Origin of the sequence: Candidatus Regiella endosymbiont of Tuberolachnus salignus, from assembly GCF_964020115.1 — a bacterium.
GTDB classification, from domain to species: domain Bacteria; phylum Pseudomonadota; class Gammaproteobacteria; order Enterobacterales; family Enterobacteriaceae; genus Regiella; species Regiella insecticola.
Genome location: NZ_OZ026542.1, coordinates 2,118,974 through 2,132,827, shown reverse-complemented (window position 1 = coordinate 2,132,827; position 13,854 = coordinate 2,118,974). Strand labels below are relative to the sequence as shown.

Genomic DNA, 13,854 nt, shown 5'->3' with positions numbered 1-13,854 from the left:
GGGTTTCTGGTATCCTTGCGCTGAATTGCTAATGCTAATTTATAGAAGAGAGGCTTGACCTTGTTATGTCGGGTTGGCGTAAAATATACTACAAGTTACTGAATTTACCACTTAATGTTTTGGTAAAAAGCAAGCCGATTCCGGCAGATATGCTAACCGTATTAGGTTTAGATCCCTTATGTCCCATTCTGTATGTTTTACCCTATTATGCTAAAGCGGATTTGCTGACGTTACGAACGCAGTGTTTAGTGCGAGATTTACCTGATCCCTTAACGCCATTAGAAATAGCCGGCAGGCAACTTCCCCGTTATATTTGCCTTGCCAATGGCGCTAAAACGGCGCCTGACGGTCAGTTCAAAACGTTATTTCACCATTATTTGGATCTATATCAAGTTAATCCTAAATTGGATCTACAAATATTACCTGTTACGGTGATGTTTGGTCGTTCTCCTGGTCGTGAAAATAATAATCCTCCTTATTTCCGTCTATTAAAGGGATTGCGGAAATTTTTCACTTTGTTATGGCTAGGGCGTGATACTTTTGTGCACTTTTCTGCCAAAGTGTCATTGCGTGCCTTGGCAAATGAACATGGTCAAGATAAAGCCATCGCTGATAAATTAGCGCGGGTAGCGGCTATTCATTTTTTACGGCAACGTTTAATGATTATTGGGCCACCCCTGCCGATTCGGCAAGATTTGTTTAAAAAACTGCTCTCTTCTAAGGTGATTGAAAAAGCGATTTTGGATGAAGCGCGGGTAAAAAAAATCTCTGATAAAAAAGCATCGCGTTCTGCGCTGCTATTAATGGAAGAAATTGCCACTGATATTTCTTACGAAGCGGTGCGTTTTTCTGATCGTATATTGGGTTGGATGTGGAATCGTCTTTACCAAGGAATTAGTGTCCACAATGCGCAGCGGGTACGCAAATTAGCGCAAGCAGGGCATGAGATTGTTTATGTGCCTTGTCATCGTAGCCATATGGATTATTTATTGCTCTCTTATGTGCTTTATTATCAAGGTTTAGTACCCCCTCATATCGCCGCGGGAGTGAATCTAAATTTTTGGCCCGCGGGTCCTATCTTTCGCCGCTTAGGCGCGTTTTTTATTCGCCGTTCTTTCAACGGCAATAAACTTTATTCAACGGTATTTTGTGAGTATCTTGGCGAACTGTTTAGCCGTGGTTATTCGGTCGAATATTTTATCGAGGGGGGGCGCTCTCGGACTGGGCGTCTTTTGGAGCCAAAAACCGGGATCCTCTCCATTACACTTCAATCAATGTTACGGAAAGGGATCCGCCCTATCACATTAGTGCCGGTTTATATTGGCTATGAACATGTGATGGAAGTGGCGACCTATACGAAAGAATTGCGTGGCGCGGTCAAGAAAAAAGAAAGTCTCCTACAGATGATACAGGGTCTGCGAAAATTGCGTAATCTGGGTCAAGGTTACGTGAATTTTGGTGAGCCTTTGTCGTTGACCGATTATCTTAACCATTATGCGCCAGATTGGCGTCGATCTATCGATGCGGTAGAGGCTCAGCGCCCAAGTTGGCTGACACCGGCAGTGAATGACTTAGCCAGTACAATAATGATCAGGATTAATAACGCTGCGGCGGCTAATGCGATGAATTTGTGTTCAACGGCGCTGTTAGCGGCGCGCCAATTTTTGTTAACAGCAAAGCAATTGCTTGAACAACTTGATTGTTATTTGCAACTTCTTCTGCATGTGCCTTATACCACAGAAGTGACAGTGCCGGATAAAGCGCCGGAAGAATTACTCAATAATGCACTGAGTATGAATAAATTCCAGTTAAAGCATGATAATGGGGAAGATATTATTACTTTATCCCATGAGCAGGCGGTATTGGTGACTTATTATCGCAATAATATTCAGCATTTACTTATATTGCCTTCATTGGTTGCTAGCATAGTAATCAATCATCATGGGATCAGTCGGCAAGAGGTTATACATCAGGTGGCGCTGATTTATCCCATGCTGAAAGCGGAGTTATTTTTGCATTATAGTCAAGAGCAGCTTCCCTCCGTATTGAATGCTTTGTGTGATGAATTGATTCGCCAGCAATTAATCAATGAAAGTCATCACCAGCTGATGGCGAACCCGATGCGATGTTATCCATTACAATTATTGGCTGCTGGAGCCAGTGACAGGTTACAGCGCTATGCCATCACTTTTTTCTTGCTCAGTACTCATCCCTCGATCAATCGGGCAGAATTAGAAAAAAACAGCCGTTTGCTGGCACAAGGTTTATCCGCATTATCGGGTATTAATTCCCCTGAATTTGCTGATAAAACAGGGTTCTCGATATTGATCGCTAAGCTACGAGAAATGGGTTTTATCAGTGATAAAGAGAATAAAATAGCGAGCGATGTGTTAGCTATCTATCGTATGTTGAGCCAGTTGATAGCCCCTGAGGTAAAGCAGAGCATAGAAAATAGTAACTTGTTGGAGAAGAGCTAAGACCTCCCTATGGCATAAGTTAATCCATATTTTAAGATAATTATATATATTTATAATTAATTTATAATTATATATTAATATATAATTAATTTTATTATATATTAAGTAATGTCTTTTATAGGGAAAATGTTAAAATTATGGGAAATGGGCTAAGTATTCCAACTAATCATTCGGGTTTGTCTGTTTCGTCAGTAGCTACTTTTTATCAACAGGATCAAGAGCAGATACTAAAACTGGAACTAGACAGGTATCAGAATGATCTGACACAGAATCCTGACGAAGATCATGCCCGTGTTGTAGATACAATAATATCTTGTATTGCAAATAGGTTAGAAACATTAAATTTGAATGGTATGTCATTTAGTACCTTGCCAAATATTAAGCTTTGGGGAGTGGGGATAGAAAACATAAAAGAAATATCGATCAGAGATAATCCCTTGTTAAGGGAGCTGCCGGATATGAGCGCTTGCAAAAATTTAAGAAGTTTGGATTTGACAGGGAGTGATAATATAGAAAAATTACCTGATTGTGTAGTGAAAAGGATGAAATATTTAAAAGCAAAAAAATTACTTTCTCTCTTAGAGATATTATGTCCTCTTAATGAAGATAGTACCCAAAAAAATATTAAATCTTACTTAAAAAAAATAATTGAAAAGGAAACTAATGATCTAAAAAAATTAGAAAAGATTAATTGCTCTGAAAATTCATACTTGATACGGCAATGTTTATTTCCAGGAGAGGTTGACATATTAACGATGGTATCTACTTTTATTACGTCTCATGCTGATGAGGAATCGATTATTAATGTATCGGATAGCGAGAATGGCTCATTAGTAAAGAGTAATCAGAAGAAAATAAAATTTTTTAATATTAAAGATCTCCCCGGCACTTGGTGGAGAGAATCATAATAAGAAATTAACCTCAACAAATAAGCTAGAGTTATACTTTGGCTTATTTTATCACTCCTGCATTTAATATATAAAAAATAAATATCATCCTGTTTAATATTTTTTAATTATATTGTTATGCTTACCTTCCTTGACGAAAAGCTTTTATTAAACTTTACTGTATTTGTGATTTTAATTATTTTATTTAATAGGGTTTAAATAAAATAATACTTTGTCTAATCTAAGTTAACGTTATTTTTGCTGGATATTTATTCTCTCTAATTTATATCATTATAAATTTATGGAGTTATATGGCTATTATCTACAGTGTTTCTCTGGAGAATAAAGGTGATATGAATAGAAGATATTATTTGATACAAGATAAAGTGAAATATTTTCTAAGAATTTTAGCAATAGCGAGCCATATTTTTTGTATTTCTTCGGTATCAATTGTTTATTCTTCTACACAGTTAAATAGCGGTTTAGTGATATTTGATCGTTCAGACTATTTTGGCAATGACGTTCTCCATGCAAATGGAGGAGCGATTGAAGCCAGTGATAATAAACTTGATCTTCATAATAAAATTATTTTAGATGATGAAGGACTGATCATTCAGGGTACAAATCCATTCACGTTATCGGGTCAGATTAGCGGGATAGGCAAATTAATAAAATTGGGTTCTTCCAATCTAATATTGAATTCATTTAACACTTATCGTGGTGGTACCCTTACTAAGGAGGGGCAATTAACACTTGGTAACTCTGCCGCATTGGGCAGTGGTATATTAACGGTTGAAGGCGCCACGAAATTAGATAATTCTCATCATATCCCCTTAAATAATCCAATAAAACTCAATGCAGACCTCTCTATAGAAGGGAATCAGAATCTGGATATTAATGGCATTATTTCAGGAGCAGGAGGGTTACATAAATACGGTACCAGTGAATTGATGTTGAATGCCGTTAATCACTATAGCGGTGGCACTGTCCTTTATGATGGAAGATTGTTCCTCGGTAACGAAGACGTCTTGGGCAGTGGTTCACTAAACGTGAAAGGTGAAGCAATACTTGATCACAGTAGAGGTTTTACATTGAATAACGCGATTGAACTGGATGCTGATCTTAAGCTAGCGGGGCGTTATTTGACGTTAAATGGAACTATTTCAGGAGCGGGGGGGATAAATAAGCTGTCTTCTGCTCAACTAACCTTGAATGCGGCTAACAGTTATAGCGGTGGCACTGTTATTAAAGGGGGAGGAAAGCTGGTCATTGGAGACAATTTAGCATTAGGTAGTGGTGCTTTAGTGGTCGATAAGGAGGTGCGCTTAGATAGTTGGCAAAATTTAGCATTAAAAAATGATCTCCATTTAAATGCCGACCTGGAGCTAGAAGGTAGCCATGATCTTATGCTCAATGGGATTATTTCAGGTAGCAAAGGGATCAAAAAACAAGGGAGGGCTTCATTGACGTTAAAGAGGGATAACAGCTACCAGGGGGGTACCACCATAAATGAAGGAAACTTGATACTCGGTGGTGATACGGCCTTGGGCAGTGGCGGGGTGAAGTTAGAAAAAAAGATGTCTTTAAATAGCCTCATCCCATTAAGGTTAATGAATACTGTGTGGGTAAATGAAGATCTCAAAGTGGTGGGGGATCACGATCTAACACTCGATGGCGTTATTTCAGGCTCTGGAAGCCTTTCGAAGTTTGGTATGAATCATCTGATGTTGAATGCGGCTAACAACTACAGTGGTGGCACTTTTTTTCATCATGGAATACTGGTGTTGGGTAACGATGCGGCATTAGGCAGCGGCACATTAACGGTTAGAGGGATGTTGAATCGATTAGGAACGACCACTGCCCTTACATTAAATAATCCCATCGAGCTTATTGGGGAGCTCATCGTAGATGGACATCATGATTTGACATTAAATGGGGCTATTTCTGGCGAAGAATACCTCAACAAACACGGTGAGGCCACGTTAAGATTAAACGCCGCTAACCGCCATGAGGGTGGGGTTATACTCAGTGGTGGCAAACTATTGCTGGGTAATAGTGCTGCCCTTGGCAGCGGTAGTTTGATGCTGTTGGAAAAAGGGGGCAGCTTAGAAACGACCACTGCATTAACGCTGAATAATACGGTTAAGTTATGGGCAGGAAAGCTCGACCTAAGCGGTAGTGAGGATTTAACGTTGGAAAGCGAGCTATTGGGCCCGGGAATGATCACCAAATCTGGCACGGGTGTACTGACATTAAATGCCGCTAACCACTATGAAGGGGGAACCCTGCTGAGTAATGGAAAATTGCTATTGGGCAATAATGCGGCATTGGGGAGCGGTGTATTGCAGATTGCTAAGCAGGAGACAAGCCTCGCTACCCGTCGTGCCCTGACGCTGAATAATCACATTGAACTTAATGCGGATCTCAATGTAGCCGAAGGCAGCCAGGACATGACTTTGAACGGGGTGATTAAAGGGGAAGGGAAAATAATCAAATCGGGCTCTGCTGCATTACAGTTGAATCAGTCTAACCACTATAGTGGTGGCACTGTGCTTAATAATGGCAAGCTATTACTGGGTGATGATAGCGCATTGGGCAGAGGTGCTTTGACGGTGGCGGGCGCGTCGACTTTGGCTACCGTTACCCCGCTGGAGCTGAATAATAGCATTGAAATTAAGGCAGATCTCAAGGTTGTAGTGGATCACCGACTAGCGTTAAACGAGAAGATCACTGGCGTTGGCAAAATCATCAAATCTGGATCTGAAACCCTAAGTTTAAATACCGATAACCACTATAGTGGTGGCACTGTGCTTAATAAGGGCACAGTGCGACTCAGTAATGCTAAGGCGTTGGGCAGTGGTGGTTTAATTGTCACAGGTAGCGCGACCTTAGATACCGTTCCTCATCTCGCGTTGGACACGCCTATTGAGCTGAAAGCTGATCTTGATATAACAGGCCGCTATCTGACCTTGAACAGTATTATTTCAGGCTCAGGCGGCATAATTAAATCCAGCTCTGCGCCACTTAGGTTAAATGCGGCTAACCGTTATAACGGTGGCACTACGCTGTACGATGGTAAATTGTTATTGGGGCATCCGATGGCATTAGGTCAGGGTACCTTGACGATCAAAGGGGCGGCTATCCTCGATAATCAGCTTGAATTGGCGTTGAATAATCGCATTGAATTGCAGGATGATCTCAATGTCATGGGCGTAGAAAATTTGACCTTGAACGCTGTCATCTCAGGGACTAAAGGGTTAACTAAATACGGTCAAGCGGCGCTGACGCTGAATGCGGCTAACACTTACCAGGGGGATACCACTTTGTATGACGGTACTTTGGCTCTCGGCAAGGGAGCCCGTTTGGCCGCAACTAACAGAGTAAATATGATTGGCGCTAAAGCGAAATGGGATATTTCGGCGGCGGGGGATCAGCGTATTGGCGCTTTAACCGGAGTGATCGGCAGTGGAGTCGATTTAGGAAAAAATTCGCTTACTTTTGGTAATGATAAACAACAAACCTTTGCAGGGGTGATCAGCGGTCAAGGGGGAATAACAAAAATAGGAAAGGGAAAAGCAATATTGAGTGGTACCAATACGTTTACCGGTAACACAACGATTGATGAAGGTGCGTTACAAATTGGTGATGGAGGCACAGGGGGGAGCCTAGTTGGCGATATTATTAACAATAGTTTGCTGATATTTAATCATGTTGATAACCGTGTTTTTAGCGGCGCGATCAGCGGCAAGGGGAGTCTTATTAAAGAAGGGAAAGGACAATTAATACTGGCAGGAAATAACACTTATACCGGGGAGACGGTGGTTAACGCAGGGGTGCTGAAGGTGGTCGGCTCTTTTCCTCAGGCTAAGGTAAAAATCAATAATGGGGCGATTTTTCAAGCCATAGGGACGGTAGGTGACTTAAATGTTGAAACTGGGGCGACTTTTACCACCACTAATCGTACGGTTCGTTCAACGGTGCCCAGTAGTGATAGTGATCTCAATAATCATTTACAGGTAGTGGGTGATGTTAATTTTGCCGCGGGTTCATTTTATGATGTGCAGCTCGATGAACAACAAAGTGACGCGATCAGCGTTACCGGTCAGGCTAATGTATCGGGTGCAACCCTGAGAATACAAGCGGCTCCAGGCGCTTATCCATTAGAGAAGGAATATGAAATTTTGACCGCCGAGAAGGGGATCAAGGGTACCTTTGCTAATATCACTTCTGATCTGGTTTTTGTAACACCTACGTTGCGTCAAAATGAGCATAATGCGGTGCTAACGTTACCACGCAGTAAAATCCCTTTTGAGCAGTTAGCCGACAGCCAAAATCAAAAAAATGTGGCGGAAATACTAAATAAACGAGAAATATCAACGCCTATTAATCGTCATTTACTGCTTCTTAATGAGGACTCTGCTCACACCGCGTTCGATAATTTATCTGGAGCCGTTCAAGCCAGTGTACACAGTATTTTACTTGCTAATAGTCATACCATCAGAGAAGTAGTGACGACAGCGATGCATCGCAGAAAGGCGGCTGACAATCACCAAAGCGTTTGGGGAAATTTACTGGCCAGCAAGAGCAGTTTAAAAGGAGATAGTAAGACTGAGGGAGTGGATCATCGTACCCATGGGTTGGTTATCGGTAGCGACATTAAGTTAGGTGATCATTGGCATGTCGGTATTGCCGGGGCAGTAGGCCAGACTTTTTTCAATACTGATCAAGCGGGCAGTTCTGGCGTCATTGATAATTATAATCTGGCGTTATACGGTGGATCGCATTTGGGCGCATTAGTCGCAAGATTCGGTGGTGCTTATGCTTTCCATGATCTTAATCTTGATCGCCGCATTGTCTTTCCCGGTTTTAGTGAAACGGTTAAATCAAATTATAACGCGGGAACAATGCAGTTTTGGGGGGAACTGAGTTATGCCATCCCCACAAACGCGGCGCTGTTTGAACCTTTCTTTGGTTTGGCGCATGTCAGTGTACAGAGTGATAAATTTACCGAGACAGCGGGAAGCAGTGCATTGATGGGGAATAAAGATAACCACCATGTGACTTTTTCAACCTTGGGATTAAGAACAGAGGTCGCTTTTGATAGCTTTGATTCAAGGGTCAATGGCCGTGGTTCTCTTGCTTGGCGTCGCGGATGGGGAGATTTGGCATCCACCAAAAATCTTGCTTTTAATGACAAAAGCACCGATTTTTTTGACGTCGTCGGCGTTCCTATCACGAAAGATGCCTTGCTGGTGGCAAGTGGTATCGACATTAAGATCGGTAAAAAATGCATGCTAGAGGTGGGCTATACTGGCCAATTTGCTGCAAAAATGAAAGATAATGCGATTAGTACGCGGATAAAATGGTTTTTTTAATCTGCAAAACCGTAGTGAGGGGGATGAATTCGGCGTTGCGCGGTGCTCACAATCCTCATGTTGTGTACACTCCGGTTGCTGCGCTCCGTGCGCTTTGACTCCGCGCTACACAGCAGGCTATGCAATAAGTCTTTTGTAAAAAAAGGGCTCAAAGAAGATTGCGAATGGGCTCTTGCGACGATCTCGGTGCCAAGCAGTATGTTTTGTAGCAGCTCTACTATATAATCTGCCTCTTTTTAAAAATAGAGGCTGTTATGGCTATCGAACGTACCCTATCGATCATTAAGCCCAATGCCGTTGCTAAAAATGTCATTGGTGCCATTTATGAGCGTTTTGAAGCGGCGGGATTTAAAATTGTTGCAGCAAAAAAAATGCATTTAAATAAAGAGCAGGCTGAAGGTTTTTACGCGGAACACAAAGATCGCCCATTTTTTGCTGCGTTGATTGCCTTTATGACTTCAGGGTCGATAATGGTACAGGTGCTGGAAGCTGAAAATGCAGTACAACGTCATCGTGACATCATGGGGGCGACTGATCCGGAGCAGGCTCTACCCGGTACACTGCGTGCTGATTTCGCTGATAGTGTTACCGCCAATGCGGTTCATGGCTCTGATAGCGTTGGATCGGCTCAACGTGAAATTGCTTATTTTTTTACCGCCGATGAAATTCTTTATGATCGGGTCATCTAAAAAATTTAAGAGTACTCCCTACCATGGTTAGCACTAAAGTCAATCTGCTTGATTTAAATCGTCAGCAATTACGCCATTTTTTTATCGAAATGGGGGAAAAGCCCTTTCGTGCTGATCAGGTGATGAAATGGATATATCACTATTGTTACGATGATTTCGAACAAATGAGTGATATCAATAAAGTATTACGCACCAAGTTACAACAAATAGCAGAAATTCGCGCCCCGGAAGTGGCACAAGAGCAACGATCGGCGGACGGTACCATTAAGTGGGCGATTAAAGTAGGCGATCAACAAGTTGAAACGGTTTATATCCCAGAAGCTGATCGCGCTACCTTATGTGTTTCCTCACAGGTAGGTTGCGCGTTGGAATGTACGTTTTGTTCAACTGCTCAGCAAGGCTTTAGCCGTAACTTACGTGTCGCGGAAATTATTGGTCAAGTCTGGCGTGCCGCCAAAATTATCGGCTCGCTAAAATCCAGTGGTCGGCGTCCTATTACTAACGTAGTCATGATGGGCATGGGCGAGCCGTTATTGAACTTAAATAACGTGGTGCCAGCGATGGATATTATGATGGACGATTTCGGTTTTGGTTTGTCCAAACGCCGCGTTACCCTATCGACCTCGGGTGTGGTACCGGCGTTAGATAAATTGGGTGATATGATCGACGTCGCTTTAGCTATTTCTCTTCATGCACCGACGGATGAGATCAGAGATGAAATTGTGCCGATTAATCGTAAATATAATATCGACACTTTTTTAGCGGCAGTGCGGCGTTATCTGGCGAAATCTAATGCTAATCAAGGGCGTGTTACTGTTGAATATGTGATGCTCGATCATATTAATGACAGTCCCGAGCAAGCTCATCAATTAGCCGAACGTTTAAAAAATACCCCCTGTAAAATTAATCTTATTCCTTGGAACCCTTTCCCGGGCGCGCCCTATGGTCGAAGCTCTAACAGCCGTGTGGATCGATTTTCCAAGGTGTTAATACAGTATGGTTTTACCACTATTGTACGTAAAACACGGGGTGATGATATCGACGCGGCTTGCGGTCAGTTAGCGGGGGAGGTGATTGATCGTACTAAACGGACATTGAAAAAGAGAATAGCGAAAGAAGGTATATCTATTAAACTTCTTGCATAACCTACTGGGTGGTGCAAGAAGTCCATTCCCTTTTAATTACTGCCATCAAATTTTTAAACCGTTAAGTCTTGCTTCTATTTGTTGTTGAATACCTGCTGCATCGAGGCCAAATTCACGGCGCATTTCATTTTGTTCTCCCTGCGGAATAAAGTGATCAGGTAGACCAATATTTAGCACGGGTATTCGTGATTGCGTCATCATTAATAGCTCATTGACGCCACTGCCTGCCCCTCCTTTAATAACATTTTCCTCTATTGTCACTAAAAATTGATGGCGAGCCGCGATCTCTAATACCATGGCCTCATCTAACGGCTTAATAAAACGCATATCGACTAATGTTGCATCTAACTGATTTGCAACTTGCGCCGCTTCTGTTAATAAACTGCCGAAACAAAGAATGGCAATTTTTTTTCCTTCGCGGCGCACGACCGCTTTACCAATAGCTAGCGCTTGCAAGGGCTGCAACTCAACACCGGTGCCATTACCGCGCGGATAACGTACTGCCGCCGGCCCATGATGCAGATACCCGGTATGTAACATTTGGCGGCATTCGTTTTCGTCACTGGGTGTCATGATCACCATATTCGGAATGCAGCGCATAAAAGAAAGATCAAAAGCCCCTTGATGCGTTTGACCATCGGCACCGACCAGACCTGCCCGGTCGATAGCCAATAACACGGGTAAGTTTTGTAGTGCGATATCGTGGATCAACTGATCATAAGCCCGTTGTAAAAACGTGGAGTAGATAGCGACCACCGGTTTATAACCGCCAATCGCCAAACCGGCAGCAAAAGTAATGGCATGTTGCTCGGCGATAGCAACATCAAAATATTGTTGTGGATATTCGCGTGAAAAACGCACCATACCTGAGCCTTCACGCATGGCAGGCGTGATCGCCATTAATTTCGGATCTGCCGCCGCGGTTTCGCATAACCAGTCGCCAAAAATGGCGGAGTAAGTGGGGAGCCCTTGTTTTCCTTTGGGCAAAGTGCCTGATGTCAGATCAAATTTAGGTACTGCATGCCAACTTATGGGATCTAATTCTGCCGGGGGATAGCCTTTGCCTTTTTTAGTGATAATATGCAGCAATTGTGGGCCTTTTAGCTGCCGTATGTTTTTCAGTGTGGGGATCAGGATTTCAATATTATGCCCATCAATTGGCCCAATGTAGTTGAATCCCAATTCTTCAAATAATGTCCCCGGGACAACCATTCCTTTAAGATGTTCTTCTGTGCGTTTTAATAGCGCTTTGATCGGTGGCAGCCCCTCAAATGCCTTTTTCCCACTTTCCCGTAGCGTAGCGTAGCATTTGCTTGATAATAATTTTGCTAAATAATTATTTAGACCACCCACATTTTCTGAAATTGACATTTCATTGTCATTCAGTATTACCAGCATATCCGCGTGTATTTCCCCAGCATGATTCATCGCTTCAAAAGCCAGGCCTGCTGTCATCGCACCGTCACCGATAACGCACACTGTATGTTTTTCTGATTTTTCTTGTTTTGCCGCTACCGCCATACCCAGCCCGGCACTGATCGAGGTTGAAGAATGACCCACAGAAAGCGCATCATATTCACTCTCTTCACGACAAGGAAAAGGATGCAATCCGCCTTTTTGCCGAATTTTTGTGATGTTTTCACGACGGCCAGTGAGAATTTTATGAGGATAAGCTTGATGACCCACATCCCAAACCAAATTATCAAAGGGAGTCTCATAAACATAATGCAAGGCTACTGTCAGCTCAACAACACCTAATCCTGAGGCAAAATGCCCGCTGGAAAGACTGACACAATCAAGTAAATACTGGCGCAGCTCATCACATAATGTTGGCAATTGATCTTCGGATAATAGGCGCAATTTTTCTGGATTTTCCGCTAGAGCTAGGGTCGGGTATTTAGCAGTATCAAAACTCATTCGTTACTCGTATTAGGTTGTGGGCTTTAAATCTTCTTGTTTCCTCAATTGAGCGTCGCTCAAGAAGATTTCGAATCAGATGATGAAGTCTAATAATTTTAACGATCACGCTGGATAATAAAAAGCGCTAATGCACGCAGTGATCGGGTGTCGTAAGAGGCTCCACTGTCTTGAAGTGATTGGCTCGCCAAACTATCAAGTGCTATTTGCGCGTCTTGACAAAACTTTTTGGCTTTTATTTTTGCCCCTTCAAGGCCGAGCAATGAGGAGTAAGTGCTTTTGTTTCTTTGCTGATCAGCGCCTTGCTGTTTACCCATTCTATCTGTCTCACCGGTAATGTCTAAAATATCGTCTTGTACTTGGAAAGCCAAACCAATCGCGTCGGCATAGTCATCTAACAGTGACAAGGTTTTTTCACTGCGCTCACCGGCTGCTAATGCGCCGATACGTACCGCGGCACGGATCAATGCGCCGGTTTTATGGCGATGAATTTTTTCTAATGATGCCAATGAAATTTGGCAATGTTCAGCGGCTAAATCGAGGGCTTGACCAGCACACATCCCGCCTGCACCAATGGCTTTCGCCAGTTCAGATACTATCTTGAGGCGATTTTCGAGAGTAACATTTGGCATCGGTTGATCGGCTAAAAGAGAAAAAGCCAGCGTCTGTAAAGCATCACCGGCTAAAATAGCAATAGCTTCACCAAATTTAATATGGCAGCTTGGTTGTCCACGACGTAAATTATCATCATCCATTGCCGGTAGATCGTCATGAACTAATGAATAAGCATGTATGCATTCAACAGCAGCGGCGGCTACATCCAAGCTACCAGGTGATAGGCCAAACATTTTGCCGGTAGCGTAAACCAGATAAGGACGTATTCGTTTACCGCCACAAAGCACAGTATAGCGTATGGCTTCTATGAGTTGGCGGCTGTGAAAAGGCAATGGTTGGATAAAATTTTTGAGTTTTTCATCAACGCGCCGCTGATAAAGCGTAAGCTGTTGATGAAAATCAATTGGTAAATTGAGATCAGACATTCGCTTATTCAGGCTCTACGACAAAAGGTGTTAATGGTTTATCAACATCGTCACTGAGTAAGATCTTAACCCGTTGCTCCGCTTGTTGCAGTGTTTGTTGGCTTGTTTTAGCCAGTTGTATCCCACGCTCAAATTCATTTAACGCCTCTTCCAATGGTAATTCTCCTGACTCTAAACGGGTCACTATCTGTTCCAATTCACGCAGTGAAGTTTCAAAACTGGCAACAGCTGGCTTGCGGGTCTTTTTAGCGATTTCGGGTGATACCGTTTTTTTTGGCATAATGGTTAGCTTTTGTGCATAGAGACATTTATACCCTTCGCCTT

General features: G+C 42.7%; 8 protein-coding genes. 5 read left to right on the top strand and 3 right to left on the bottom strand.

The window, feature by feature from the left end:
• The first annotated feature begins 65 nt into the window (after positions 1-65).
• The 5 genes from plsB (at position 66) to AACL30_RS10510 (ending at position 10,573) form a co-directional block, all read left to right on the top strand.
• Positions 66-2,477, top strand: a complete 2,412-nt coding sequence (plsB, locus tag AACL30_RS10530) for a glycerol-3-phosphate 1-O-acyltransferase PlsB (protein ID WP_339056615.1) — start codon at positions 66-68, stop codon at positions 2,475-2,477.
• 137 nt (positions 2,478-2,614) lie between these two features.
• A complete protein-coding gene (locus tag AACL30_RS10525) occupies positions 2,615-3,385 on the top strand; it encodes a hypothetical protein (protein ID WP_339056614.1) in 771 nt (256 codons plus the stop codon).
• Positions 3,386-3,675: 290 nt separating this feature from the next.
• A complete protein-coding gene (locus tag AACL30_RS10520; RefSeq protein WP_339056613.1) occupies positions 3,676-8,739 on the top strand; it encodes an autotransporter-associated beta strand repeat-containing protein in 5,064 nt (1,687 codons plus the stop codon).
• A gap of 254 nt (positions 8,740-8,993) precedes the next feature.
• A complete protein-coding gene (gene ndk / locus AACL30_RS10515) occupies positions 8,994-9,428 on the top strand; it encodes a nucleoside-diphosphate kinase (RefSeq protein WP_339056612.1) in 435 nt (144 codons plus the stop codon).
• Between the two features lie 23 nt (positions 9,429-9,451).
• A complete protein-coding gene (locus AACL30_RS10510; RefSeq protein ID WP_339056611.1) occupies positions 9,452-10,573 on the top strand; it encodes a bifunctional tRNA (adenosine(37)-C2)-methyltransferase TrmG/ribosomal RNA large subunit methyltransferase RlmN in 1,122 nt (373 codons plus the stop codon).
• A gap of 45 nt (positions 10,574-10,618) precedes the next feature.
• Here AACL30_RS10510 and dxs read toward each other — a convergent pair whose 3' ends face one another.
• The 3 genes from dxs to xseB all read right to left on the bottom strand — a co-directional run bounded on the left by dxs (position 10,619) and on the right by xseB (position 13,810).
• Entirely contained in the window at positions 10,619-12,490 is a 1,872-nt protein-coding gene (dxs, locus tag AACL30_RS10505) for a 1-deoxy-D-xylulose-5-phosphate synthase (RefSeq protein WP_339056610.1), read from the bottom strand.
• 98 nt (positions 12,491-12,588) lie between these two features.
• Positions 12,589-13,530: a (2E,6E)-farnesyl diphosphate synthase gene (gene ispA, locus AACL30_RS10500; RefSeq protein WP_339056609.1), complete on the bottom strand. Its 942-nt coding sequence runs from the start codon at positions 13,528-13,530 to the stop codon at positions 12,589-12,591.
• 4 nt (positions 13,531-13,534) lie between these two features.
• Entirely contained in the window at positions 13,535-13,810 is a 276-nt protein-coding gene (xseB, locus tag AACL30_RS10495) for an exodeoxyribonuclease VII small subunit (RefSeq protein ID WP_339058457.1), read from the bottom strand.
• Between the last annotated feature and the right edge of the window lie 44 nt (positions 13,811-13,854).